A 26,750-nucleotide genomic window follows, 5' to 3' on the forward strand; every position below is an offset into this window, starting at 1 on the left:
ACTAGCCAGAAAAATCAACCCGAATTTGATAAAGGTGTTCTGACCATAAGCTCTTTTCAGTCGATTCCCCTGTATAGAAATATCCTCCCATAAATATATATAGCATCAAAAAATAGATAGAGCCAGCTAGTCAGTAACGTGCGAGAGAGGCTGGACGGCTGCCGGACCTTCAGGTCTGAGGAAAGTCTCCCCACCGCTCCGGACACACGAACGTCTATAAAGGATGTCGGGCGAGAGCCCGGGCCCTGGCACAGAAACGAGAACCACCCCCTGCAAATGCGATGATGCCGTAAGCTGAGGTCGCAGGGAGAGTGGATGAAACGGCGAATCCTCGTGGGTGCAAGTTGGAAATCGGGAAAAACGAGCAGTCCGGAATCGTCCCGATTGGTTTTGGTAACGCTTAGCCGAATGCCGTCACTGCAAGGTTCTCAGGAACCATTTCTTACACTGATGGGTGTAAGAAATCTTTGCAGGAACAGAAGGGAGCTTACACGCCTCACTCGCACTTAATCATTCTTTTTATTCAATCTATTGTTTATCCGATATATCTCATCAAATTAATCGTTTTACTCAAATTGTTTTTCTTATTTTTTATGTTTTTCTTATTTTTTATATTACTGATTCTTCTCTGTAATGGATCTCATTTTAGATGCAGGTTCAGACAGACTGAAATTGAGCAGCAACCACCTGACATAGTCTTTGTGGCTTCTATTTATCATAACCTCATCCAGGTACTTATCCAGAATTTCTTTCCTGCTGAGAGCAAGTCTGAAAGAGGTCTCAGGAAAACGGTGCATAACCTTTTCAAGTTTAAGGGAACTGACAAGGAAATTCCCGAATTCCTGCCTGCACCTTGCTTCGTATTCTTTAAGATCACCCAGCCTCTGGTCATAGAGTACAAGTTCAGCTACTTTCTCCGCCGCAAGCTGCCCTGACCGGACAGCATAAGCAATACCCTCTCCCAGGAAAGCATCTGCGAAACCTGCAGCATCTCCACTCAAAAGAATCCTTGAACTTACGGTTTTTCGTTTTATCCCTCCTACAGGGATAATGTGGGAATGGATCTGATAATCTCCTGAAAAACCGTTTGTCTGCAAAAACGCCTGCATTATTTCTTTTGGATGCTCCAGATACTCAGCTGTTCCAACAACTCCCACGGAATAATACCCTTGATGAGGGAAAATCCAGCCATACCCTCCGGGTGTGATCCCGAAACGAATATCTATGAGATCCGGAAACCGACTACTTATCACCTCGTCCTTTTCAGGAACTTCCGAAACAAGGGCAAGATCATACTCTGTCCTCCTATCTCTATGCCGCCTGACATTGTGCTTAAGCGTGCCTTCCGAACCTTCCGCAATAAGAACAAATTTTGCAAGGTAAGTGTTCTGAGAGGTCTTAACCTCAACGCATCCTTCTCTTTCCTCGCAGTTCAGTACCTTTTCCCCTAAATGGATATCAATTCCTGTTTCTCTGGCTTTATCAAGCAGGAAATTGTCAAAAGCTGTTCTGGAAACAAGCAAAGCTAATCTGTAGTCTTTTTGCCTTTCAGTACAGAGTTCCCTGAAATGAATCCTCACCTTTGAAATATCCCTCTCGATTAAGTATTCAGGGAGTTCGAAATCCAGGCATGAGAGAGCATAAGGAGATAAAGCTCCTCCGCAGGGCTTATACCTCGGAAAATTTTCTTTTTCGAGCAAAAGAGTTGAAATTCCTGCTTTTCCGGCTGTTCTTCCAGCAGAAGATCCCGAAGGGCCTCCACCCACTATAATGAGATCGTACATACCCAAAACACCTGCTTATAGATTAGAGGCATGTCTTTAACAGACAGCCCCAAACGAATAATTTACCCCATAAACTAAATTGGTGTGGAAAAATAAAAAGATAGGGGAAAAGAAGAAAGTAGAAAGAAAAAATGAAGAAAAAGACTCTATTAAAACTATTGAATGACTTTCAAATCTCAGATCATACCTCAGATTAGACTGCCATTCCCCGGTTTCAATTTTCTTTTTTTTATTTTGAGAAGAGCCTCCAGACAGACTGAGTGAGAGCTTCAGAGAGAAAACTGAAGGATTACAGCCCTGGTTCAGCGGGCATAGATCAACCGTTAACCAGAGACCATATTGATTATCTGAGTTTGAAATTCAGAAGAGACCAGCGGAGATAATCCTTATAATCAATGCTGAAATCCACAACTTCAAGGTATTTATCAATCATTTTATCGCTTGATGTGAAGATTTTAAATGTCTTTTCCGGGAAGCGGTGCATTATTCTGGAAAACATAAGGGAATACTTAAGGTGAGTTCCGAACTCGGCCTGGCAGAGAGACTCGTATTTACTCAGGTCTTTTAGTCTTCCGCCACACAAGCAGATTCCGGCAATCACTTCAGCAGCAAACTGCCCCGAGCTTATGGCATAAGCAATCCCCTCGCCTGAGAAAGCGTCTACGAATCCTGCGGCATCCCCGCTCAGAAGAACTCTTGAGCCCGTAATCTTTCGCTTAACCCCGCCCAGAGGGATTTTATGCCCTTTTAGCTTGTAATTGCCGGAAAAGCCGTTACATTTGAGGAACTCAAGCATAGTCTCCTTAGGGTGAGGGAGGTCTTTAATAAGCCCTCCAATTCCAACTGAATAATAAGTTCCGTGAGGGAAAATCCAGCCGTACCCGCCGCCAGCCACTCCGAAATACATATCAACGGTTTTGCCGATCTTCTCTTTGATCTCCTCTTCTTCAGCTGGAATTTCGGTAACCACACAGACTCCACATTCTTCTTCGTTATCAACAGGTCTTACACAGGTCTTAAGAAGTCCGTGTGCCCCTTCAGCAATGATTGCAAACCTTGCCTGATAGGTCTCTTTTTCTGTCGTGACCTCCACATATCCGGGAGATTCCGCACATCGATAAACTTTTTCTCCGGTATGGACTTCGGCTCCTGTCTCTTTTGCCTTTTCAAGAAGGAGGTTATCGAAAACATCCCTTGATACCATTGTGGAAAGGCAGTGGTCTTTATGTACTTCAATTGTCTGCTCCTTAAAAGAGACTCGTGCTCCTGTAACTTCCCATTCAATGATATCCTGAGGAAGCTCGAAATCAAGATAAGAAATCGCGTGTCTCGAAAGCCCTCCTCCACAGGGTTTGTACCTTGGGAATTCTTCTTTTTCAAGCAGCAGTGTATTGAGGCCAAGTTTTCCTGCCCTTCTTCCGGCCGAGGCTCCGGAAGGCCCTCCTCCGACTATAATTAGATCATACATGTTAAGACGCCATCTTTAAAATTATTTGTAGCACATATTCAAAAATTGAAGGGGATTCTTACTGGATGTAAATGTATAATAGATTATAGGGTACATTAAAGAGCCCATTATTTCAGAAATTAGTCTGTTTCTTTTTGAATGCTTCAATTTTTTAAGTAAATGTTCTTTTATCAAATCATTATACGACTCGTTCTCTATTATACTTCTTGCAGCAAGATTAGCACTCTGAAAGGCGTATCTCATTCCAAATCCCCATAAATAGTCCTGAAATCCCCCTGCTTCTCCAATGAACATTGTTCCTTTTTCGTCATAATAGTTTTTCTTTATTTCAAAACGCCCGTAGCCACCGAATTTTTTTCCGGCAGAAAGCTCTTTTTCATCAAGAAAATCTGAAAAATAGTTAATTGTGTTTTTAAGGAACTCTTCCGAACGAGGAGCGCTCTTGCGTCCAAAAACAGTCGCAATTGTTCCATGCCCATTTTTAACCAGAAGATAGGAGTAGAACCCTCTGGCTATATCCTTGCCAAAAGCCATATGATAACCACAGTCCAGGTTCGTATTGAATTTAATTCCCCTTGCAAGGATATTTGCGTTTCTGGGACCTTTTGCATTTACCTGAGCAGGCAGATTATTCTCCTGCTTATAGTTTAGATGAATTTTTACTCCCAGTTTTTCGGCCTGCTCAAACAAGGCCTTATCCAGGCATCCTTCTGTGCCTCCCCTTCTCACCAGATAACAGGCATTTTTTCCTCTGATAGTTTTTAGTTTCCCTGAGTAATGGATAACTAACTCCGAAAGAGGTTCGTACTCAAAAGACAAATCAATACCATATGATTCTACCTGTTTCAGGACGTCAATTTTCTCAGACCAATTTTCTAACCCTTGCCAGTCCTCGTTGAACCGTTTACCGATGTAACTGCCCTTTTCATAAACATTGACTTTGTAATCATTTTGACAAAGAATTATTGCACATGCAAGGCCGCTTATCCCTCCGCCAATAATATTTATCTCTCTGTCCAAGTAAACACCTGCAGACAGTGGAATTACGAAATATTTATATTTTTTCTTTTGTAAAGAGCCGGGTTACAAAAATTAATTAAAAGATGACGATTTTTGCGTAATGAACAGGTTATTACTTGAAGAATAATAAAAAGCATGATGAGCAGGTTTCTAATCAAATAATTATGATACGATTTTCAATCTATGATATAATTTTCGACATATAACTCTTAAAATCTGAAAAATAAATAAAAAATAACTCCGAAAAAGCGATCTCAGTAACGGGAAATATTAAACGTTTCAAAAACATCAAGCACGTTTTGATAATCCACAAATGTCCCGAAGCAGCCATCGTTTTCCATAGGGACCCCGTAAGTAATCACTTTCTTCCCTTTGAGAGCACGCATAACTTTGTTGATTTCATAATCGCAGGCGATAAGAAGGACTCCGTCTGCAGCTTCCATTTTTAAGATATTCTTCACATATGAAGAGCCTGTCAGAATAAAAACTTTATATCCGTACTTTTCGGCATCTTTTTTTAACTGAGTAAAAACACACTTTCCACAGGACTTACACTGGATTCCTGTCTGTGTGGAATGGGCAGGACAGTCAAGGTTACGCATGCAGTGAGGGGCAAGAATGATTCTTTTCTTCGTTCTTTCAAAGGCAGACTTATGAGCCCGATTTTTTAGAGAGGCCATCCACTTGTCCAGAACGCGCGTATCCGAAAACTTGAGAAAAATCTGTCTCAGAGGCAGATAGAAGAAGTCGAGAACATTAGCGAAAAAACCTGCCAGATAAACACTGCGTGTAAGGCTCCTCCGGCTGACCAGCAGAGCAATCCCTGAAAGGATGAAAGATGCCAGCATGGAGATAAAAAGAGCCTGCCCGATAAGGTTATACATTGCACATCTCCATTTTTTGAATTATTTCCTCAACATTTGCTTCCGTGTTGAAGCAGCCGTCCTTTAAGAGAAGAACTCCCTGAACAGGGACAAAGGAGACAGCCTGCATGTTCTCGGAAAGCTCATTATAACAGGCAACCCCCAGACAGGCTTCAGGCCTGTATTCTTTGAAGATCTTTTTAACAAAACTCCCCCCCGGAACTACGAAAACCTTAAAATTACACCTGTCAGCAGCGTCACAGAGTTTTGCGATATCACAGAGCCCGCACCGCTTGCACTCATAACCATAAACAGGGTCGCACCTTGCCTTACAGCTAGGATGGCGCAAACACTGCGGGAGAAGAAGAATTCTCCTCCCTTTGATATTAAGGAAATCATCATACATAACAGCATTCCGGACATCGATCAGGATATCATCAACAAGGGTATCTCTAATCCGGAAAACTCTGCAGATCCATTTTGCAGGAGAATAGAAAAGATACAGTGTGAACAATACGAACTCCGGAAAAATGATTTTGTGCTTCTTAAACGAGTATGCTCCTATAAGAAGGGCAAGCCCGGTACCTGCAAGGGTCAGGAGCAGCATATAAACGAAGATTTTTCCTAAAAATTCGTAAGGGATCTGCATATTCAAGGGGAAGAATGTATCGGTATTTAAACTTTGCTATAAGACAGTAAAATACAGGATCATGAAAAAGAGAAATAAAGAAAGCTGGAAAACCAGCCTTCAAGCTTTTTTGGGTTCTTCTGTACTGAGACCAAGGGCCTGTGCAACCAGTACAATTACATCCTCGACTTCGATGTTAGCTTTGAGAGAATCGCGGCCGTCCATAAGATTCCTCTTACAGAAAGGACATGCACTGGAGAGGATGTCCGCATTGGTTGCAAGGGCATCCTTGACTCTGGACTCTGCAACACCGACTGCAAGGTCAGGAATACCTGCCTTTACACCACCGCCAGCTCCACAGCAGCGCTGGAACTCTTTTACTCTGTCCATTTCGACGAATTTAACACCCGGAATGTGGGAAAGCACAAACCTCGGGGCATCAAAGACACCAACGTGGCGTCCAAGGTGGCAGGGGTCGTGATAGGTGACAGTCTTGTCGAGAGACTTTTCCCATTTAACCTTGTCCTTTTTGATAAGATCTGCAAGGAACTCTGTGATGTGAACAACCTCAAAAGGCAGTTCTTCACCGATGAGTCTCGGCCAGTCAACCTTTGCTGCGCGGAAACAGCCTGCACATGCAAAGAGAACCTTTGTGGCACCTTTTGCCTTAATGGCTTCAACATTGTGTCTTGCAGTTTCACGGGGAACGTCATTTACGTGGACCTGACCTGTCCTGATAAGGGCAGAGCCGCAGCACCATTCATCCTCTCCGAGCATGGCAAATTCAATGCCTAGCTTGTTAAGCACACGGGAAGTTGCAAGGGCAAGAGCAAGCTGTTTGTATCCCGCAGTACAACCTGTGAAGTAGACGATATTTGCTTTATCTGCAATCTTCACGTCTGGAGGTACCCAGGCAAGCCTGTCTTTCTGGTCAAGCAGATAGGGGTTGTGGTACTGTCCTATGAGTTTTGGGAACATGTTTTGTTTCCCGTAAGGACCGATTCCTCTCTTGACAAGGTTTGTCCTCAGGGATTCCCAGAGTTCCACGGTGTTAATGCCTGATTCACATACTGTTGCACAGATACCGCAGGTGGTACAACCGTGCACGTCGTCTTTGAATTCTTCAAGCTCTGACTGGGGAATTTCAGTTGGGCCGAAGAGTTTTGCTTTAATCCCGTAGGATTTGTTCATGTACTGCCTCCAGCGCAGAATCTTGTCCCTGGGTGCTAGCCCGGGCTTCTGGCCGGAAGCGGCATAAGTTGGACACCATTTTACACATTCACCACAGCGGGTGCATGAGTCGAGCTCCATGAGCTGAACTGCTGTAAGGTTCTTGGTGTCAATTGATGGAGTTTTTTTTGCCATATTTATTCTCCTCCCTTATTTGCAAGGATTGCAAGGGGGGTAGCGATTACATGTATGTATTTACTGTATGGGATGTATGCGATACAGAAGAACAGGGAAATCACGGAGTGAAAAAGAGCTGCAGGGGGTGCGGTTGCGGGGTCAAGTCCGAAGCCCCAGACGATCCCAGTCCGGATACCATCGGCAATAAAACCGGAAATCGTGACTATGAAAACTCCTCCAAGCAGGACCCAGTCATACATGATGGAAGCTTCCCTGACTTCAGAAACAAAGAGTCTTCTTACTAAGGCAATAATGACTCCGATAAGCAGGACATAGCCGAAGATATAGTTCGGGAGGGACAGGAACTCTCTAAATTCTGCGGGGGTGAACGGGAGTTCTATTCCGAACTTTTCAGTCATTTCAACCGCGAACATCATCCCGGACAGGGCAAACAGAGTCATCCAGCCTGCAAAAATCGTGAAGTGCATGAACCAGCGAAGAGGGCTTCTTTTAAGGATCCTTCTCTGGAAGAGAACATCAAGGACGAGGACTTCAAGGATGGGTTTTCCATGTCCGTGATGAGACTCTTCTTTAACCTGTTCCCACCAGGTTTTTAAGAATCTGATTGCACTTCCTTTCTTTCCTTCCTGAGGCTCAAGGGCGTAACCTGTCACTCCTGCACCCCATTTCTGGAGGTTACCGATCATACCGTATAAGAAAATCACAATAGCTATTGTGCTGAGTATCATAATCTGGACAAACGTAATCCTGAGCGCATCCGAGAATCCAGAGAAGTATTCCATCTCAAGGCTAATAATTTATTCCTCCTATATATGGGTAAAAACTGAGAACTGATACTGCTTTAGAATTATCATTCATGTTACAGAATATCAATAACAGTAAAGACAGAGCGAGAACCGTAGCGACTGTCTGTATAAGGTTTGAATAGTCTGTTAGTCTTTGTATCTATTATATTTAAACGTTATCTTTAATACATAATGCATCGAAAAGCTCGCAAGAGCCGCGAAAACAGAGTAGCATTAAAGCCATTCGAAAGTAAAATAAAAAGAAAGCCTGAAAAATAATGATAAAATTATAATATAGAGATTATAAATCCATTTACTGAAACTCTTCCTGACTGTAAATGAAAAAATCCGACTGCAGAGAGTTTAAAAAAACGCAGAAAAATAGCAGGTGCGATCAGAAAACATAATAACAGACTGGAAAAAGCTGGAGAAAAAATAAAGTTCAAATAAATTGTTATAAGATATTTGAAAGCATGATTCTTCTGAAATCGAACTGTCCAGCTTTTTCTTAAACTACTTGGAAACAGATTTTTTGGAACCAGTATTTGAAATCAGACATTAACTGATTCAACTAAATTGGCTCGTGTTATAAAAGGGCTATTTACAGCCCTATACCTTCTTTGAATTTCTCAATCCCGATCTCATCTATAACTTTTCCGAGCCTTTTGGGCTTTCCATAACCTTTGTAAAAATCAATTATCTTTTCAACAAGATCCAGCACCTGTTCCTCGGAAAGATCCTTTGCCACTAAATCTCCAAGCCTTGGACTCGGACCTGCACTGCCTCCAACGGTCAGATTAAAGCCCTTTGCCGTGCCCATGATACCTATATCCTTTATGCTCGTTTCGGAACAGGAATTAGGGCAACCTGAAACAGCCATTTTGAATTTGGAAGGAAGCTGCATGCCGTGGTATTTTTTGTCAAGCTTCAGGCCAAGCCCGACTGAGTCCTGCTTACCTCTTTTACAAAATGTGGTTCCCGGGCAGATTTTGACGCTCCTGACACAGAGACCGATGGCAGCTCCCGGGCTCATACCGAGTTCACCCCATGCTGCATCCAGGTCTTCCTCCTTGAGACCTACAATTGCAATTCTCTGGGCTGAAGTAACTTTCAGAGCCGCAGCGCCATACTTGTCTGCAATGTCTGCGATCTTTCTGAGGGTCTCTGGATATACGATCCCTCCGGGAATGTGCGGAGCAATAGCATAAGTTTCCCCATCTCTTTGCAGAATTGCAGCCTTCTCAGGAAGATCCCCCTTAACGTACTCTTTCGTCATAGTTTTACACTCTCCAGGTGGATAGTTTCAAATTTATCTCAGGATCTAATTATCGCTTAGCCTGAGCCTGAAGTTCAGACATCAGGGCAAAAACTGAGTTGATGAACAGGCCGAGTTTCCGAAAAAACCTGATCTGCAAATAAACAGATCCGAAAACCTGTTTAACCAAGGAAATTAGACCCCTACATAACTGCATAACCTCAATAATCCGGCACCCTTCCGGATTAGAGGAATTAAACTTCTGGACCCGTAAAAGAGAGTACCAGTTCAGAGAATATATTGCTCGAAACAATATAAAATAGTATGTGTACAAAATGACTTTTTTTTCGGGTCATTGTGTTTAATTTCGTTAATGCATTTAAATACCCAGTTTAACCCCATAAATTAATTTTAAAGCGTACTCTAATATATCAAGGAAATGAATAAGACCTCTGCATACTTTGATAAAGAAATTACAGTAGATAGAATTATAAAAGTGCAATAAAATAAAATGTAAATATATAAATTGAGTTATAAGATATTCTAAAAAGATAAGAAATACATTAAAACGGATGGAAAATAACCAGCATGAAAATTTATATTGATGAGGAAAAATGTACAGGCTGCGGAGCATGTAAGGCTGCATGCCCTAAAGGCCCGAGGGTTTATTCCATAGAAGAAAAAAATGGTAAAAAGGTCTGTGTTGTGAAGGACCCCTCTTACTGTCTGGCGTGCAGGATGTGCACGACTGTCTGCATGGCAGATGCAATTACCCTTGAAAACTGATTTTAAAAAAACACATTCAGGATTGAGAAATTTGTCACTTGAAATTAGGGTAGTACTCGTGGAACCCATGTATCAGGGAAATGTTGGGTCCGTTGCAAGAGCGATGAAAAACTTCGGATACTCCGACCTTGTTCTGGTAAATCCCTGTGAACTTGAAGGGCAAGCCAGAGCAATGTCTTCTCATGCAAGGGATGTACTCGAAGGGGCAAGAATTGCCTCAACACTTGAAGAAGCCGTAAAAGGTGCAGACCTGCTCATAGGGACTACAGGAGTCTCAAGCCTGAAAACGGGAGAACATATCCGCCTCCCTCTTTATACTGTAAAGGAATTAAAAGAAAAGCTTAAAGGCCACAGCGGTACTATCGCAGTCCTTTTCGGGCGCGAGGACAACGGCTTTAGAAATGATGAACTTAAAAAGTTTGACATGCTCATCACAGTCCCTACTTCGGAAATATATCCGATTATGAACCTTTCTCACGCCGTTGCAATTGTGCTTTACGAACTTTCTGAGCTTGAAGGAGGAAGCAACCCACTTGCCGAAGGCTTTGACCTGCAGCTTCTTTACGGGCACCTGGATGAGCTGCTTGAGGAAATAGATTATCCGGCTCACAAAAAAGACAAAACCTCTCTGATGTTGAGGAGGATATTCGGAAGAGCAGGACTTACTCCGAGAGAAGTCCAGACTCTGAGGGGCATAATAAGGAAAAGCGAGAGAAAAATGAGGCTTGCATCAGAGGCAGAAGCCCTGCAGAAAGCGGAAGATTCGGAAAGCATAGAAAAGTTCATATGATAATAAACCTGTTTTACATCAGAATCTATTATACGTTTTTTGACTTTTTTTAGGATCGTTTTCAAGTAGAAACAACCTGATCAAAGATAGAAGTTTTACATAAAAGCCAACTTTTGAGAATGTTATGACTGAAACAGAAAGCAAGTGGGACGAGAAACTAAAAAGATTCTTCAAAGACTACTACTGGAATGAAATCCTTCAGCTGGCAAACGAATATCCTGACCAGCGAAGTCTCGGAGTCGATTTTACAGATATAGAAAAGTTTGACAGGGAGCTTTCGAAAGAATTTCTTGATCAGCCCGGAGAACTCATACTTGCAGCTGAAGCTGCCCTGAAAGAAATCGACCTGCCTGTGGAAAAGAGCCTTGAGCAGGCTCATATAAGGGTTATAAAAATCCCGAACAGGGTTCCTATCAGGGAACTGAGAAGCAAACATCTCTCACGCTTTGTTGCAATCGAGGGCATGATAAGGAAAGCAACAGAAGTCAGGCCAAGAATCACGAAAGCTGCCTTCCAGTGTCTCAGATGCGGGCACCTGACCATTGTGGAGCAGAACAGCTTCAAATTCGAAGAGCCTTTTGCAGGCTGTGAAAATGAGACTTGCGGAAAGAAAGGACCCTTCAAGGTTGCAATTGAAGACTCGACCTTTATCGATGCCCAGAAACTTCAGATCCAGGAATCTCCGGAAAACCTCAAGGGAGGTTCGCAGCCCCAGAGTCTTGAAGTGGATGCTGAAGACGATCTCACAGGAAATGTTACCCCCGGTGACCGTGTAATAATCAACGGAGTCCTGAAATCAAGGCAGCGAACCCTTAAAGATGGGAAGTCCACTTTTTACGACCTCGTACTGGAAGCAAATTCCATCGAGCGCCTGGACAAAGATTTCGATGAGCTTGAAATAACTCCCGAAGACGAGGAACAGATCCTTGAGCTCTCCCGTGATCCGGCAATTTATGACAAAATAATAGGATCCATTGCACCGTCTATCTACGGATATGAAGATATCAAAGAAGCCCTTGCGCTCCAGCTTTTTTCAGGAGTTGTGAAAAACCTTCCTGACGGCTCGAGGACAAGAGGCGATATCCATATGATGCTCGTAGGTGACCCCGGTATTGCAAAAAGTCAGCTGCTTCGCTATGTGGTCAAACTTTCTCCAAGAGGAGTCTTTGCTTCAGGGCGGAGTGCATCTGCAAGCGGTTTGACTGCCGCTGCCGTGAAAGATGACATGAATGACGGCAGGTGGACAATAGAAGGTGGAGCCCTTGTCATGGCTGATATGGGGGTTGCTGCAGTTGACGAAATGGACAAGATGAGGACAGAGGACAAGAGTGCTCTGCACGAGGCAATGGAACAGCAGACCATAAGTATAGCTAAAGCAGGGATTATTGCAACCCTGAAGTCAAGGTGTGCCCTTCTTGGAGCTGCAAACCCGAAATACGGCCGCTTTGACAGGTACGAGGGACTTGCAGAGCAAATAAATATGCCTCCTGCCCTGCTTTCACGTTTTGACCTGATCTTCGTTTTGCTCGATACCCCAAACCATTCTATGGACAGCAGAATAGCAAACCATATTCTCCAGTCGCATTATGCGGGAGAGCTCTCCGAACAGCGGCAAAAACTTCCCGGGTCTACCATTACAGAAGATTTTGTTGATGCAGAACTGGAAGTAATTAAGCCTGTGATAGAAGCAGAAATTATGCGGAAGTATGTTGCATACTCACGAAAAAATGTATATCCGGTAATGGAAGAAGATGCGAGACATCACCTTATCGATTTTTATACAGGCCTCAGGAAAAGCGGAGAAGGTAAGAATACGCCCGTACCCGTGACAGCAAGGCAGCTTGAAGCGCTGGTTCGCCTCTCCGAAGCTAGTGCACGGGTCCGCCTGAGTAATATAGTCACCCTTGAGGACGCAAAACGAACTATCAGAATAGTAATGAACTGTCTTAAAAATGTAGGAGTCGATCCAGAAACAGGAGCTCTTGACGCAGATATACTTGCTTCGGGCACAAGCATGAGCCAGAGAAACAAAATAAAACTCCTTAAAGATATAATAAAAAAGGTCTGTGAGAGGCATCCAGGGGCCAAAGCTCCTCTCGAAGAAGTCTACGCAGAGGCTGAAAGCGAGCACGGGATAGACAGAGGCCACGCAGAGGAGTATATAAAAAAGATGAAGCAGAGAGGCGACATTCTCTCTCCGGATCAAAATCACATCAGGCTCATTAATTAAGTAAAAAACAACGATATCTCATAATCCGGGAAAGTTGCTGCATAGCATAAGTTCTCGCAGCCGGGAATTTCTGCCCGAAGATAAAACAATGATGGTTAAGCTGTAAATACTAAAAGGGCGAAATATTATTTAAAAAGGGGAAACATGTATTTAAAAGTCTATAAAAATGGAGGGCATATACTTGTTGCAGCCTGTGACAAGGAAGTGCTCGGAAAAACCCTGAAACATGGTAATACTACAGTGGAAATAAGCAGAGCTTTTTATGAAGGAGAGCTTGTTTCTGAAGAAAAACTCCAGAAAGCTCTGGAAGAAGCTACTACTGCAAATCTCTTCGGGGAAAAAACAATCAAATGCGCCATAAAGTGTGGGTTTATCGACCCTGACTCCGTAATTATGATCGATTGCGTACCTCATGCCCAGGCCTTTAAAATTTAAAAAAATCTGGCGGCCTTCAAAAGTTGTGCAAACGGCTGAAAGAGCGGGTATGGCAATTCCCTGGATAACTTCCGGGCTGGCTCTGCCAGAGCTTGATAAAAACGTAGAACTATAAGAAATAAACTGCAAGATCGTGATACTGTGAGCGAAAATATCGAAGAAGCCGGGATCAGAATACTGACAGAAGGGGAACTGATTCCCAGAGTTGTGGAAAAACACAGGAGATTCCTGGAAGAGTACCGTAAGGAGTTTGAAGAACTGGAAAGCAAACTGAACCGGTTTGAAGAAGACACAAAAAATGCCAGGATCTCCAGAACCCGGATGGCAGAGCGAAAAGAAGTCCTGAAAGAAAAAAGACAGCAGTATTACCATCAGGCAGAAGGACTGCTCGAAAAAGAGCTTTTCCCAAAGCTTGACCCTGTAACTGCTGATAAAATAAAGGAAGATATCAAAAAACTCAAAGGACAGATCGAACCCGAAGAAGAACAGAAAATAAAAGACTCTTTTATGGAAAACCTGCGCGAACTTTCCAGAGAAAAAGGAGTGGGAGATGCTCTTCTCCTGCATATTGGCGCCAGATTGGAGGAAGCCAGAAACTCAAATCTGGAGTTGAAAGATATAAAAGAGTCAGAAAAACAACTTGAAGAGGATGACGGCAGCAAAAACAGCGAAATTTCCAAAAATAAACCCCAGCACAAATGGCTCGGCAGTAAAATAAAAAGTCACGAAGAAGCCCTGAGTTACTGGGAAAAACAAAAAGTATGAATGTTTTCGAAAACACGTGGGTGGTAGGACATGAACAACGACGTTTCAACAGCGGAAACTGCAACGGCCGACCTTTCAAACCTTAACGAACGGGAGCTCAAGGGCAAGGTGAACGAGCTCAGGAGCAGGATAGAGAAAAGCGAAAGGCAGTTGGCTTCGATTTTCAAGGACCTGAAAATGAACAGGACCGATATCGACGAACTGAAAGGAAAGAGGGATGCTCTGAATCAGCAGGTAAAGGAAAGGGTTGCAAAAGCACAGGCACTTAGAGATCGACGGGACGAGATTAATAAGCAGATTGGTGACTACAAGGAGAAAAGAAGCGGCATAAACTCCAAAACCCAGGAGCTTTTTTCTGGAATTGCGGACCTCAAGGAACAGCGTGATGAGTGTAATAAACTCTCTCACGGAAGTGTAGAATCCCTCTCAAGAGCGTATGAGGCAGAGCTTGATGCTTTTTTAAACAAAGATCTCCCCCTTGCTGTGGAAATCAAGATATTCCAGAAATTAAACGACCTGAGTAAACGCCTTGAAGCTGCAAAGAAGGCAAATGAGCTGCACGCACAGATCCAGGACAGCTATAAAGAGTCAAAGGGAATCCATAAAGAAGGGGACGAATTCCACGAAAAAATCCAGGCACTTTCGGATGAATCTCAGGCCTGTCACCTGGAAATGCTCGAGAATTTCAAGAACGCAGACGAAATTCGAAAAGAAGCAAACATATATCATGCTCAGCTTACAGACAAAATTGCAAACATAAATTCCATTAAAGAAAAAATCGATCCCCTCAAAAACAGTATTGCCAACAGTCGGAAAGAGCTTTCGTTATATCTTGACAGACTGAAAGACCTTCAGCTAACAAAAGATGAACATAAAGTAAGCCAGAAGCACAGCGATGCCCGCGAAAAGCTACAGAAAAATGCTCGTCTCAGTCTGGAAGACCTTAAGCTTCTCATAGAAAAAGGAGATGTAAAGTTCTCTACAAACGAATGAGAATCAGGAAGAAAGAGCAAGGAAAAGGCAGTAGGAAGCCGGTTTTAAGAAGTCTGTTTCAGACTTTTCTTTTTATTTGGGACTTTAGTCCGAGATTTCGGTTCCCACACAAAATACCGACTTCTGCTTTATATAATTATGATAAATCAGTGGTTACTAACCTCTTTTTTAATTCTCTTTTCAAAAAAAATCACTTTTTCTTAAAATCACTTTTTCTTATATGCTCCCGCAAAAACGCCAGTAATCAAAAACACTGCTCCAATGCTCAAAAGAAAGATAGGCAAATCAAAACCTTCTGCCTGATTTTCAAATACAGGAGGAATAGAGGAATTGTTATCAGAGCTGCTGGCAGGAGGATTCACCGGTGTCTGGGGCATAGGAAGTTTAGGGTCAAGGTACTGATAGACTGGAGAGAACTTTACCAGCACTCCGTTTGCCCCACCGTATATGGTTTCCACTGTGAGATTCAGAATCTCTGTAGAATTATTAGAATATACAAAAGTGTCGCCCACGCCGACAATAGCGTCTTCAAGGAAAACTTCGTTTCTGCGCAGTTCTATCCATACCCTGCTATCTTCAGAATTGGCGCCTTTTACATAAATTTGATAACCCTGTAAGAAAGTGTAGCAGTTGCCTGACCGCACATAAATCTCGTCACCATCAATTAAAATAATAGAAAGTCTTTCGTCGTCCGCACCTGCGGCAGGAAAGACTGCACAGGAGAAGAGAATCGAAAATAAAAAAAAGACAGTTACGGAAAAAAAAAGTCCAGGGATGAGTCTCATTCCTTTCCTGCTCTTTCTTCCGTATTCATTTGGGGCGCGCATAAATGCATCTACCTGCAATAATTTCTTCCTTCGTATCATCTGCCTTCCTGATTATAAGTGCTCCGTCAGGAGTCACTCCGATAGCTCTGCCCTCAATAATCCTGGAAGGTGTGGTGACCTTTACTTCTTTACCGATCGTGTCCGAGAGAGCGAGCCAGTCATTGAGGATATGGGAAAACGGCTGAGTTTTGAAGCTTATATACTGCTGCTCAAGCTCTAAAAGGAAGTCCTGAAGGAACGAAACCCTTCTGATGTGTTTTCCGAGCTCCACTTTCAGAGTGGTCGAACCTGCACGGAAAGACTCGGGGATATCTTTCAGATCCATATTTACATTGATTCCTATTCCCAGCACCACATAATCCACTCTGTCCACTTCGGCTTTTGCTTCGGTAAGGATTCCACAAACTTTCTTTCCATTAATACGGACATCATTTGGCCACTTGATGCGGGCGTCAAGCCCTATTTCACGGATAACGTTTGCAACTGCAAGCCCGGCAACAAGGGTCAGCCTTGAGGCATGCCTGAGAGGAATCCCGGGTTTAAGGATTACTGACATCCATATCCCGCCGTGAGGTGAGACCCATTCTCTGCCCATGCGGCCCCTGCCTCCTTTCTGGATCTCAGCGATAACAAGGGTTCCTTCTTCTTCTGAAGCTGCAATTTCTTTAGCAACACTGTTAGTGGAGCTAACTTCCTCGAAGTAGTGGATTTTCTTGCCCAGAAGAGTTGTTTTGAGCCCCATCTGGATCTCATCAGGGTACAGGAGTTGAGGCACGGATTTCAGGACATAACCCCTCTTGGGGGACGATTCGATTTCATATCCGTCGGCCTGGAGAGACTTTATGTATTTCCAGACCATTGTCCTGGAAATTCCAAGCTTGAGCCCGAGTTCTTCTCCAGAAACAGGGGTCTTCTGTGCATCTTTAAGTGCCTTAATAATTCGAGATCTTTTATCTCCCATCCGTGCACCCCATACAAATGTATATGTTCCACCTTATATATTCTCTTAGTCCAGACATATGCTTCATCCATAAAAGGCTGGAATTTCTCTTTCCTGTTTTCCGAAGAGTAAACGGCGTCACCGCTGTGTTTTCTGGGCCATGTTAACATAGGCGTGTACCGCAGCTGTGATCGCTGCAACCTTCTTGTCTTTTGCCTCAAGAGCCGAAGCCAGGGTAGCCCCTTTCTCGCTATCAGCCTTGACAACATTTTCCACAGCCTCAAGAATATTCTGCTCTTCGATGAAACCGGTTGTCAGGTCACCTCTACGGAATGCCGGATTCCTCATGACAGCTTTATGGAAGGGAATATTGGTTTTTACTCCTACAACCACATACTCGTAGAGTGCCCTTTCCATCCTGGCAATAGCGTCTTCTCTTTTTCTTGACCAGACGCAGAGCTTGGAAATCATGGAGTCATAATAAGGAGAGATCGTATAACCGGTATGCACACCACTGTCCACTCTTACTCCGGGCCCTCCTGCAGAACGGTACCTCCGGATTTTTCCTGGAGAGGGAGCAAAATCGTTTAAGGGATCCTCAGCGTTTATTCTGCATTCGATTGCATGCCCGTCAATGACTATATCTTCCTGCCCGAATTCGAGTTTTTCGCCCCAGGCAACCCTGAGCTGTTCCCTCACAATATCAATACCAGTGACCATTTCGGTGATCCCATGTTCCACCTGCAGACGGGTATTGACTTCGAGGAAATAGAAGTTTCCTTTAGAATAAAGGAACTCGACAGTTCCTGCGTTTACATAACCGATTGCTTTTGCAACCTTTACGGCAGCTTCTCCCATCTGCTTCCGGAGTTCAGGGGTCATAATAGGGGAAGGAGCTTCTTCAATTAACTTCTGGTGTCTTCTCTGAATGGAACACTCCCTGTCCGAAAGGTAAACCGTATTACCGTAAGAGTCAGCGAGAATCTGGATCTCGATGTGCCTGGGTTCTTCTACGTATTTCTCAATAAATACTGAGGAGTCCCCGAAAGCAGAACCTGCCATCTGCCGCGTTGAACTTAAGGACGTAGCAAGCTCTTCTCTGGAATGAACGACTTTCATCCCGATTCCTCCGCCTCCGGCAGACGCTTTGATAAGGACGGGATAACCGATCTTTTCCGCAACTTCCATGGCTTCGTTAGGGTCCTCAACCGCATCTTTTGTTCCGGGCACAACAGGCACTCCGGCTTTCATCATCAGATGCCGAGCCCTGATTTTACTTCCCATTTCAGCGATTACATGACTCGGAGGACCTATGAAAATAATACCCTCTTCTTCACAGCGCTTTGCAAAGACAGGGTTTTCGGAAAGAAAGCCGTAGCCGGGATGGATTGCATCGGCTCCGGTATTTTTTGCAACTGCAATGATGGCTTCCATGTTCAGATAACTCTGGCTGGAAGGGGCAGGTCCTATTAAATAGGCTTCATCTGCATATTTGGCAAAAAGGGCATTTTTGTCGGCCTCGGAACAGATGGCTACAGTTGAAATTCCGAGTTCCCGGCAGGCACGCATAACCCTTATCGCTATCTCACCGCGGTTTGCAACGAGTACTTTTTTGAACATGATACCTTCCACCCTGTCCAATTTACTCGATTGACAGTATTATGTCACCGGGAGCGACAGTGTCCCCTTCGGCAACAAAGATTTCCTTAACGATTCCCGCGTGCGGAGCATGAACAGCATTTTCCATCTTCATGGCTTCAATAACAGCTACGGTATCCCCTTCTTTGACAGCATCTTCTACTTTAACCTTAAGGGAAAGCACCATACCCTGCATTGAACAGGTAACTCCTCCTTTGACGGATTCGGCACTTGGCTTTTTAGGAGACGCTTCGGAGATGGAAACGCCGCCGCCGAGAGGCTCTACCTTAACTTCGTAGACCTCATCGTCTACCTCGACCTTGAAGTGAGTCGGGATTGAATATTCCCTGGGAGCTGCGGGAGCAGGGGCGATAACTGCCAGGGTCTCTTCTTCCATTTCCCCTTTCAGGAATTTGGGAGCAATTGCCGGGTAAAGGATGTATGTGAGGATGTCCTCTTCGGATTTTGCAATGCCCATTTCCTCTGCTTCTTTTTTCCTCTTCTCATACTCAGGCTTGAGAAGATCTGCAGGACGGCAGTGAATCGGTTCTTCATCGCCTATGATCTTTCCTATGATCTCAGGGCTTATCGGGGCAGGAGAACGTCCGTAGAGCCCGCGTACATAGTCTTTTACCTCTTTTGGAATGACCTTGTAGCGTTCTCCCATGAGCACGTTGAGCACAGCCTGTGTGCCTACAATCTGGCTTGTAGGAGTAACAAGAGGTGGATAACCGAGCTCTTTCCTGACTTTTGGCATCTCTTCAAGTACTGCCCCGTATTTATCAAGGGCATTCTGCTCCTTTAACTGGGAAACCAGGTTTGAGAGCATACCTCCCGGGATCTGGTAGATAAGAACATTCGTGTCGATCTGTTCGGAAATGGGATCAAGAATTCCACGGTACTTTTCTTTCAGGTCTTTAAAGTACCTGACAGCCTCTTCAAAAGCTCCAAGGTCAAGCCCTGTATCATATGGAGTTCCCTGAAGGGCTGCGACAACTGTCTCTGTAGGAGGCTGGGAGGTTCCCCATGCCAGAGGAGAAAGAGCTGTATCCAGAACATCTACCCCGACAGCGCAGGCTGCCATATAGCTCATGGGAGCCATTCCCGAAGTGCAGTGGCAATGGAGAGAAATAGGGATAGAGATTTCTTTTTTCATGGCACTGATTATCTGAGTAGCTTCATAGGGAGAAAGAAGCCCTGCCATATCTTTGATACAGAGGGAGTCACATTCCAGCTCTTCAAGCTGTTTTGCAAGTTCCACATATTTTTCTACAGTATGTACCGGGCTTATGGTGTAACAGACCGTGCCCTGAACATGAGCTCCCAGTCCTTTTGCCACCTTGATGGAAAGTTCCATGTTCCGGATATCATTGACCGCGTCAAAAACCCGGAATATGTCAATGCCGTTTTCATAGGCTTTGGTGACGAACTTTTCAACCACATCGTCCGAATAGTGCCTGTACCCTACGAGATTCTGGCCGCGTAGCAGCATCTGGGCATATGTGTTGTCCATCTTTTTCTTGAGATCCCTCAGGCGCTGCCAGGGATCTTCGTTAAGGTAGCGAATACTGGAGTCGAAGGTGGCACCTCCCCACATCTCGAGGGAAAAATACCCAATCTGGTCCAGTTGTTCCACCACTTCGAGCATATCCCTTGTCCGCATTCTGGTTGCCAGAAGGGACTGGTGTGCGTCCCGGAGGACGGTTTCAGTAATTTTTACGCGCATGGATGAGCCTCTTAAATCGAATCAAAAAACGAGATCTATTGAAATAATCATGTATTCTCCAGAGAGACTGTTTCGGATTTCCGGAGTATATTGGACCTGTTTGAGCTTGTCTTTTGATCCGGTTCTGTCAAAGCATAGAACTCTCCTGATAGCGGTCGATTGCAGGAACCTGCAGTTACCTGGAGAGGGGATTAGTCCGGTCATATAGAACCGAATCTCCGGTACCGCATAGTTTAGCAGGAGAAAATTAATATTACGGATATATACTGCAAAACTCAATGAGTCTTGCGTCGATATGAATATTTTTAATAATACCATTGTTAACAAGTAAATACTTTTCGCTGCCGTTAACATTAGGAAATGACCTATTAAAATGAAGCTTCTCAGGCTGAAAAATAATTACAATAAAAAGACAAAAAGTTCCTGAGCCTGATAGAAAAAAGGAAAAAAAGAGGATATAAACAAAAGGAAAATTCTACAAAAACTCACTGTATGGATAATGCACTTTTTTGTTTCCGCCCCACAAAGAGCCACTGGTCATAAGCACCCTCTACATCTTTATTATCCACAATCTCTCCCTCAACCCCTGCCTTAGAGAGAGCGTTGGCAAGAATTTCAATCTCAGGTTTGCTGCTTACTGTAAAAAGTAGGACTGCCCCATCAGCTGCAACGGAAACAGCCTCTCTTATAATGCGGATCCAGAGTTCTTTATTAAATTCATAGATAAGCCCCAGCATAAAACCCATTACTGCATCAAAACTCCCAGGGTCGAAGTATCTCGAGACGGCTGTTGCATCCATGACCATAACTTTTTGAGGGTTCAGTACCTGCTGCTCGAGTCCCTGACAGACAGTACACTTATTGATTTCTATTGCCAGGGGATCCAGCCCGGATCTGTAAAGTGCAAGCGTTGACATCCCATTCCCACAGCAAACCTCAAGAAGTCTGCCTTCTGGATAATAACCTTTTTTTCGTAGAAGCTCAAGAATTTCTGTGACTCTGTTTATGCGGTTTTCTGAAAAAACACTGCTGTAAGACTCTGGTCTGACAGAACAACTCACACAGAGATTCCGGTTAACAAGCATAAGAGAGTAATATTCATTTACTGCGCTCAGCCAGGTTTCGTAAGAAAGTTCAACATTCTTTTCAGGAGGGTTAAGGGCAAGAAGGGAATCTGCAAGGGCTTCAAATCTGGCTTTCAGAGCAGCCGGGGCAAAGGCTCCGGTAAACACTGACCAGAAGTCTACAGGAACGTCTCCGTCTGCAGGATTGAAAAACAGCAACCCCAGTGTGTGCCCTGCCTCCCTGACCCTTATAACCCGAGTGTTCCCTGAATCGGGGAAGTTTCGGAATCTGTTAAGATACTGGAGCGTACGCTCAGGAGTTCTCTGGGAGGTATAACTTTCTTCTATAAGGTAGATCTCTTCATCTATGCCAAGGAGTTCCTGTAAGAGCATGTTTCACTAGATTCGAATAATCCAATATCAAGATTTCGAAAAAGAGATTCAAAATAAAGTAACAGGAATTTGAAGCGAGAACAAATTAATAAAATTGATAGGATAAGAGTCGAAAAGATTTATAGAAATTTATCGGCATTGATGAATCCTTATAAAAATAATTTAAAATAAAAAAAGAGAAAAATAAGCTTTACAAAGTAAATAAAGGGGAAAAAGAGCATTAAAAGCTGAATAAGATGGAAAGAAAACTCCGATATAAGCAAAAGTATTTATAGAATCTGATTACAAAATCAGAGATTAGAAGGAATTACATTAAAGAAAAGAAGCTTGGAGGATAATATGGCAGCAAAAGTTATACCGTTCGCACCAATCGAGCGTTTAATAAGGACAGCAGGTGCCCACAGAGTGAGCGAGAGTGCAGGAATGGCTCTTACGGAGATCCTGGAAGATTATGGGCTTCAGATATCAAAAGAAGCTATAAAACTTGCAGAACACGCCGGCAGGAAAACCGTAAAGGCTGAAGACATAAAGCTAGCTAAAGAAATGCTGTAAATTAAAAGAATGTTGTAAATTAAAGAGATCTGCCTGGCAAACAATTACAGGTTAAAAGGACATGAGTACGCAGCCTCATCCCTTAGCAGCAACTTGACGGATAATACTGCAAAGAGTATTGAAAGAAACCCGATTGCCAGTGTATGAAATACTGACTCAAGAGTATGGGCTCAAGAATAAGAATCTGCTGTAAGGAATGAAAAAGAACTAAAAAGAACGAAATGCTGAAAAACAGCATTTTCCATATTTTTACGTAAACTAATTATGCAGTTGCGGACTCAAGCTCAACTACCGTGAGGGATTCCACAGGACAATTCTTTGAGCAGGCTCCGCAGCGAATGCAGAGCTCATCGCTGATTATTGCCACACCGTCAATGATCCGGAGTGCAAGCTCGGCAGTTTCGGGGTCAAAATCATCGCTTTTCATTAATTTTGCATTCACAGGGCAAACGGAATAACATATCCCGCACCCAATACACTTTTCAGACTGAACTATTTTTTTGTTTTTCTTATCTGCCTTTGCCATTAAAAGTCACCTCAAAAAACTCCATAGAATTGCCAGACAACGGGAAACAGATCGTGTTAGAAGCTGTAAAAGCAGGACTGGCTACAAATATAAAGAGAAATTTATATTTGTTCTGTTGATGATATAGTTGATATTTTTAAGGTATATGAAGATTTCGAAAGCCTGACCTCAAGGTCATGACCCGAAAATAAGGTCAGCCAGGCCCATGCCTGTCATTGTAACAGCAGTTACGATAATTCCCGCTATCATTACACCTGCAGCGATTGCCGGAAAAGAATGCTTGAATCGAATTCCGAAGACAAAAGCCGCTGCACAGCCTGTCCATGCCCCGGTAACAGGCAGAGGCACGGCAACGAAGAGTGTCAGGGCAAGGAGCCCGTATTTCTCAAAGTTTTCACTGTGATTTCTACGAGTTCTCGAAAAGAGCCACGTGAAAAATATATCGAAGATCCGGTAGCGGCGCAGGTTCTTCGAAACCGGCTCAAGGAAAAGCAGGAGAGGAACCACAGGGATTAGATTTCCGAGCACCGAAAGGAAATAAGCTTCAAGAGGTCCCATTCCATAGATACCCATGGCAACAGGGATTGCACCCCTCAGTTCGGAAATCGGAAGAGCCCCTATAACCATGACTGAAAGCCAGTGGGGCACAGAGGCCAGCATTTCTACCAGTAAATTTTCAACGGACATAATAATCAGAAGTGATAATTAGAATCTTTTAAAAGAAAAAGGCTCGCTTCAGTCTGCCTCTTTCATCTATCTCAGAGATCTGGATCTGAGCTTGCGACAAAACCGTTTTTCAGAAGTTCTGAAACCTCAGTCTTCTCTTGAAAGGGCAAAATGTGCAAGCAGAGCTTCCAGCTGGATTTTCTCACTGGCTCCTTCGGTTAGCCTGAAGTCGGTTTCTCCGATGATATCCACAAGGGCGACAATATCCCTTTCCGACAGTCCAAGGTCAAGGATCATCAGGTTATCCATTTCAGAAACTACCCTGTAGATCTGTCCTATGATATCTTCTCCGGAAAGTCCTTCTTCATAAAGCAGCCTGTTAAGCTCTTTTCTGGCAGCCCTGAAATTTCCGCGCAGGGCAGTCTCGATAAGGTTCTTAATCTCTTCAGGATTTGCAGTTGCCGTGGTCCTGTAGATGGTTTCCCTGGAAATAGGCTTTTCCGTATCAATGAAGGCAGCAGCCTGCAGAGAATTGACGGCTTTTCGCATGTCTCCCTGAGCTACATAAATCAGAGCTTCATACCCGCCTTCGGTAATGGACAGGCCCTGGTCTTCTGCAATGTATTCAAGTCTTTCTTTAATGGCTTCATCGGAAAGCCGCCTGAACCTGTAGACTGCACACCTGGACTGGATAGGTTCAATGATCTTGGAGGAATAGTTGCAGGAGAGAATGAAACGGCAGTTGCTGCTGAATTTTTCCATAGTTCTGCGGAGTGCGGACTGTGCATCCGATGTGAGGGCATCGGCTTCATCAAGGAAAATGATCTTGAAAGGAGCTCCGCCTATAGGAGCGGTTTTTGCAAAGTTTTTAATCTTATTTCTAACAACATCAATACCCCTTTCGTCCGAGGCATTGAGTTCCGTAAAATTTTCTCGCCATAAATCTTCCCCGAAAATCTCTCTTGCAATTGAAACTGCAGAAGCTGTTTTCCCTACACCCGGAGGCCCGGAAAAGAGGAGGTGAGGAAGGTTTTTAGTTGCCACATAAGACATCAGGCGTTCGATTGTTTCTTCCTGTCCAGCTACCTGACTCAGCCTGACAGGCCTGTATTTTTCAATCCAGATCTCTTCTTTAATCTTAAAGTCCTCCATTTGTGCTTGCACCTTAATTAGAGAAGATAATATTTAAACTTTCGAATGTTTGCGATATTTAAGTCACATCGACCGCATTTCGAAAAAAAGAATACCTAAGGGAACGCTGTCCCGAAAATATAATTTTGGATTTAAATTTTACACTTAACTCGTGATGTATAAACAATAGAAAAAAGGAAGATATAAAACAGTTACATCAGAGTGAAAACAGTTACATCAGAGTGAAAACAGTCACATCAGAATGTATGTTAAAAAGAAAGTAAAATTGCCCCTTTTCAGGACAATTCGTGTTTTCAGGTTAAATCTGTTTATTTACTCACCATAGGCAAAATCGTAGGCAATCTTTCCTATGATAGGGATTTTGAACTTTGAACCCCTGAAAGCCATGTACATCGGAATAAGGATAAGCAGCATAGCTGTCATCCCTGCACCGTCCGCAATGAACCAGCCAATTACAGGAACCCATGCCACAAGGAAGATAAAGAGAGCAAGCGGCATGAAAAGCAGTATTGACTGCATTGCGTGGAAGCGGACGAACTTATTCTTGCGCTCAAGGAGCAGGAAGAACAGGCCTGAGAGCCAGCCAACAGGGTAGCAAAGAGCAGCCACTATATTTTCAGGTAAGCCAAGGAAAGTTTTGTACGGCATATTTTTCACCTCTGTATTTATTTCAAGGTCAGAAAAATGAGCCCGGATTACCGGAGCTCAATTGCTTTCTGCGGACAGACTCCAGCACAGGCTCCGCAGCCTGTACATTTTTCCTGGTCGATTTCAGCCAGGAATTCCGTGACCTTAATGGCCCCCTGCGGGCATTCTTTTTCACACTTCTTACAGCCTATACATCCGACTTCGCACACTGCTTTGACATCTTTACCTTTATCATGGGAGCGGCAGAGCACATGCACTTTCTCGGAGTCCATGGCAAAGGTGAGCACGCCGTTCGGGCAGGCTGCGATACAGTTTCCACAGCTTGTACAGAGGGCTTTGTTCACAACCGGAAACCCGTTTTCTCCCATTGAGAGAGCTCCGAACTGACAGGCCCGTACACATGTTCCGAGACCAAGGCAGCCGTAGGTACAGCCTTTCCTTGAATCGCAGAGCATAAGGGCAGCTTTACAGCCTTCAACTCCCTCATAGTCGTAAAGGGTTGTACAGTTCACATTGCCACCCTGGCAGCGGACAAATGGAAACGACTTTTCAGTCTCTGAAACTTCCTGCCCCATGACTGCACCGATCAGTTTTGCAACATCAAACCCTCCTACAGGGCAACTGTTGATAGGTGCGCCTTTTAAGACAATAGCTTCGGCACAGGCAGCACATCCGGCAAATCCGCACCCACCGCAGTTAGCTCCCGGAAGAAGGGAGGCAACCTCATCGACCATAGGATTGGTTTCCACTTTAAAAACTTTGGAGGCGATTACCAGCATGGCGCCTACTGCAATGCAAAGCCCGACGAGTACCGAAACGGTGTTTATGAGTACAGGCATAACTTCTGACGCAACGATCATAGCGGAATCACCTTGAAGTAGTTAGCAAAGGACATCGACATGATCAGAGCAATGAAGAAAGCATACGTGACGCCTCTTCCAACTGCTTTTGGGACATACACTACATTACTCCATTCACGTATGGAAGCCATGATGAGCATTGCAACTGTGTATCCAAGCCCGGCAGCAACCCCAAAGGTGAGACTCTGAATGAATGTATATTCATTCATCACGTTAAGCAATACGGCTCCGAGCACTGCACAGTTTGTGGAGATTAGAGGCAGGTAAATACCAAGCGACCTGTATAGAGGGGGCATAAACTTCCGGACAATAAACTCTACCAACTGCACAAGCGCTGCGATCACTATAATGAATGCGATTGTAGTAAGGTAGTCCAGCCTCAAAGGTACAAGAACGTACGTATACAGGAAGTACGATACTAAAGCGGACATCGAGATAACGAAGATAACCGCTCCTGACATCCCTGATGCACTTTTTACGTCTTTTGTGACACCCACGAAGGAGCAGAGCCCGAGGAACTGGACTATAAGGAAGTTCTTAAGGAATACTCCATCCATGAATACTGAAAACAGAGATGCGTCTGCCATT

27 protein-coding genes and 1 other RNA gene are annotated in these 26,750 nt (G+C 44.0%); 8 read left to right on the top strand and 20 right to left on the bottom strand.

Annotated features, from left to right (window positions below; translation table 11 throughout):
* Positions 1–142: 142 nt before the first annotated feature.
* Positions 143–502, top strand: an RNA gene (rnpB, locus tag MSHOH_RS22430) — RNase P RNA component.
* Positions 503–614: 112 nt separating this feature from the next.
* Here rnpB and MSHOH_RS18845 read toward each other — a convergent pair.
* From MSHOH_RS18845 to MSHOH_RS18880, 8 genes are all read right to left on the bottom strand, one after another.
* Complete coding sequence (locus MSHOH_RS18845; protein ID WP_048141998.1) at positions 615–1,784, bottom strand: geranylgeranyl reductase family protein; 1,170 nt, start codon at positions 1,782–1,784, stop codon at positions 615–617.
* A 343-nt stretch (positions 1,785–2,127) separates the two neighbouring features.
* Complete coding sequence (locus MSHOH_RS18850) at positions 2,128–3,252, bottom strand: NAD(P)/FAD-dependent oxidoreductase (RefSeq protein WP_048142000.1); 1,125 nt, start codon at positions 3,250–3,252, stop codon at positions 2,128–2,130.
* 21 nt (positions 3,253–3,273) lie between these two features.
* Positions 3,274–4,272, bottom strand: a complete 999-nt coding sequence (locus tag MSHOH_RS18855) for an NAD(P)/FAD-dependent oxidoreductase (protein ID WP_048142002.1) — start codon at positions 4,270–4,272, stop codon at positions 3,274–3,276.
* A 254-nt stretch (positions 4,273–4,526) separates the two neighbouring features.
* Complete coding sequence (locus tag MSHOH_RS18860) at positions 4,527–5,156, bottom strand: DUF116 domain-containing protein (protein WP_048142004.1); 630 nt, start codon at positions 5,154–5,156, stop codon at positions 4,527–4,529.
* The gene (locus MSHOH_RS18865) at positions 5,149–5,784 is read right to left on the bottom strand and encodes a DUF116 domain-containing protein (protein ID WP_048142006.1); all 636 of its coding nucleotides are present in this window, start codon (positions 5,782–5,784) and stop codon (positions 5,149–5,151) included. The genes MSHOH_RS18860 and MSHOH_RS18865 overlap by 8 nt, the downstream gene beginning before the upstream one ends.
* A gap of 99 nt (positions 5,785–5,883) precedes the next feature.
* A complete protein-coding gene (gene hdrD / locus MSHOH_RS18870; RefSeq protein WP_048142008.1) occupies positions 5,884–7,128 on the bottom strand; it encodes a dihydromethanophenazine:CoB--CoM heterodisulfide reductase subunit HdrD in 1,245 nt (414 codons plus the stop codon).
* Between the two features lie 2 nt (positions 7,129–7,130).
* Positions 7,131–7,913, bottom strand: coding sequence for a dihydromethanophenazine:CoB--CoM heterodisulfide reductase subunit HdrE (gene hdrE / locus MSHOH_RS18875; protein ID WP_048142010.1), 783 nt, complete (start codon positions 7,911–7,913; stop codon positions 7,131–7,133).
* Between the two features lie 604 nt (positions 7,914–8,517).
* Entirely contained in the window at positions 8,518–9,192 is a 675-nt protein-coding gene (locus MSHOH_RS18880) for a nitrite/sulfite reductase domain-containing protein (protein ID WP_048142012.1), read from the bottom strand.
* A 567-nt stretch (positions 9,193–9,759) separates the two neighbouring features.
* Here MSHOH_RS18880 and MSHOH_RS18885 point away from each other — a divergent pair.
* The 6 genes from MSHOH_RS18885 to MSHOH_RS18910 all read left to right on the top strand — a co-directional run bounded on the left by MSHOH_RS18885 (position 9,760) and on the right by MSHOH_RS18910 (position 15,170).
* Positions 9,760–9,957 (top strand): 4Fe-4S dicluster domain-containing protein, encoded by a 198-nt coding sequence (locus MSHOH_RS18885; protein WP_048142013.1) that lies wholly within the window; start codon positions 9,760–9,762, stop codon positions 9,955–9,957.
* Between the two features lie 31 nt (positions 9,958–9,988).
* A complete protein-coding gene (locus MSHOH_RS18890) occupies positions 9,989–10,747 on the top strand; it encodes an RNA methyltransferase (RefSeq protein ID WP_048142014.1) in 759 nt (252 codons plus the stop codon).
* Positions 10,748–10,871: 124 nt separating this feature from the next.
* On the top strand, positions 10,872–12,977 hold the full coding sequence (locus tag MSHOH_RS18895) for a minichromosome maintenance protein MCM (protein WP_048142015.1): 2,106 nt from the start codon (positions 10,872–10,874) through the stop codon (positions 12,975–12,977).
* Positions 12,978–13,121: 144 nt separating this feature from the next.
* A complete protein-coding gene (locus MSHOH_RS18900; protein WP_048142016.1) occupies positions 13,122–13,412 on the top strand; it encodes a DUF424 domain-containing protein in 291 nt (96 codons plus the stop codon).
* Between the two features lie 141 nt (positions 13,413–13,553).
* Positions 13,554–14,177, top strand: coding sequence for a hypothetical protein (locus MSHOH_RS18905; protein WP_048142018.1), 624 nt, complete (start codon positions 13,554–13,556; stop codon positions 14,175–14,177).
* A 30-nt stretch (positions 14,178–14,207) separates the two neighbouring features.
* The gene (locus MSHOH_RS18910) at positions 14,208–15,170 is read left to right on the top strand and encodes a coiled-coil protein (RefSeq protein WP_048142020.1); all 963 of its coding nucleotides are present in this window, start codon (positions 14,208–14,210) and stop codon (positions 15,168–15,170) included.
* 206 nt (positions 15,171–15,376) lie between these two features.
* Here MSHOH_RS18910 and MSHOH_RS18915 read toward each other — a convergent pair whose 3' ends face one another.
* The 6 genes from MSHOH_RS18915 to MSHOH_RS18940 form a co-directional block, all read right to left on the bottom strand.
* Complete coding sequence (locus MSHOH_RS18915; protein ID WP_239451060.1) at positions 15,377–16,036, bottom strand: S-layer protein domain-containing protein; 660 nt, start codon at positions 16,034–16,036, stop codon at positions 15,377–15,379.
* Positions 15,981–16,958, bottom strand: coding sequence for a biotin--[acetyl-CoA-carboxylase] ligase (locus MSHOH_RS18920; RefSeq protein ID WP_048142030.1), 978 nt, complete (start codon positions 16,956–16,958; stop codon positions 15,981–15,983). Before MSHOH_RS18920 ends, MSHOH_RS18915 begins: the two co-directional genes overlap by 56 nt.
* 117 nt (positions 16,959–17,075) lie before the next feature.
* Entirely contained in the window at positions 17,076–18,557 is a 1,482-nt protein-coding gene (locus MSHOH_RS18925) for an acetyl-CoA carboxylase biotin carboxylase subunit (RefSeq protein ID WP_048142031.1), read from the bottom strand.
* Positions 18,558–18,579: 22 nt separating this feature from the next.
* The gene (gene oadA / locus MSHOH_RS18930; RefSeq protein ID WP_048142033.1) at positions 18,580–20,301 is read right to left on the bottom strand and encodes a sodium-extruding oxaloacetate decarboxylase subunit alpha; all 1,722 of its coding nucleotides are present in this window, start codon (positions 20,299–20,301) and stop codon (positions 18,580–18,582) included.
* A 21-nt stretch (positions 20,302–20,322) separates the two neighbouring features.
* Positions 20,323–20,505: a hypothetical protein gene (locus MSHOH_RS18935; RefSeq protein ID WP_048142035.1), complete on the bottom strand. Its 183-nt coding sequence runs from the start codon at positions 20,503–20,505 to the stop codon at positions 20,323–20,325.
* A 281-nt stretch (positions 20,506–20,786) separates the two neighbouring features.
* Positions 20,787–21,758 (bottom strand): class I SAM-dependent methyltransferase, encoded by a 972-nt coding sequence (locus tag MSHOH_RS18940; RefSeq protein ID WP_048142037.1) that lies wholly within the window; start codon positions 21,756–21,758, stop codon positions 20,787–20,789.
* Between the two features lie 327 nt (positions 21,759–22,085).
* Here MSHOH_RS18940 and MSHOH_RS18945 point away from each other — a divergent pair, with 327 nt between their 5' ends.
* Complete coding sequence (locus MSHOH_RS18945) at positions 22,086–22,310, top strand: histone family protein (protein WP_332881617.1); 225 nt, start codon at positions 22,086–22,088, stop codon at positions 22,308–22,310.
* A gap of 262 nt (positions 22,311–22,572) precedes the next feature.
* On the opposite strand, the gene MSHOH_RS18950 is transcribed toward MSHOH_RS18945, so the two are convergent.
* From MSHOH_RS18950 to rnfA, 6 genes are all read right to left on the bottom strand, one after another.
* A complete protein-coding gene (locus MSHOH_RS18950) occupies positions 22,573–22,836 on the bottom strand; it encodes a 4Fe-4S binding protein (protein WP_048142041.1) in 264 nt (87 codons plus the stop codon).
* A gap of 174 nt (positions 22,837–23,010) precedes the next feature.
* Positions 23,011–23,523, bottom strand: coding sequence for a COG2426 family protein (locus MSHOH_RS18955; protein WP_048142043.1), 513 nt, complete (start codon positions 23,521–23,523; stop codon positions 23,011–23,013).
* Positions 23,524–23,649: 126 nt separating this feature from the next.
* Positions 23,650–24,654, bottom strand: coding sequence for a replication factor C small subunit (locus tag MSHOH_RS18960; RefSeq protein WP_048142046.1), 1,005 nt, complete (start codon positions 24,652–24,654; stop codon positions 23,650–23,652).
* 312 nt (positions 24,655–24,966) lie between these two features.
* The gene (locus MSHOH_RS18965) at positions 24,967–25,302 is read right to left on the bottom strand and encodes a DUF4870 domain-containing protein (protein ID WP_048142048.1); all 336 of its coding nucleotides are present in this window, start codon (positions 25,300–25,302) and stop codon (positions 24,967–24,969) included.
* A gap of 47 nt (positions 25,303–25,349) precedes the next feature.
* Positions 25,350–26,162: a Fe-S cluster domain-containing protein gene (locus MSHOH_RS18970; protein WP_048142049.1), complete on the bottom strand. Its 813-nt coding sequence runs from the start codon at positions 26,160–26,162 to the stop codon at positions 25,350–25,352.
* Positions 26,159–26,749, bottom strand: a complete 591-nt coding sequence (rnfA, locus tag MSHOH_RS18975; protein WP_048142051.1) for an Rnf electron transport complex subunit RnfA — start codon at positions 26,747–26,749, stop codon at positions 26,159–26,161. The genes MSHOH_RS18970 and rnfA overlap by 4 nt, the downstream gene beginning before the upstream one ends.
* Position 26,750 lies beyond the last annotated feature (1 nt).

The organism is Methanosarcina horonobensis HB-1 = JCM 15518, assembly GCF_000970285.1.
In the GTDB taxonomy this organism is placed as follows: Archaea; Halobacteriota; Methanosarcinia; order Methanosarcinales; family Methanosarcinaceae; genus Methanosarcina; species Methanosarcina horonobensis.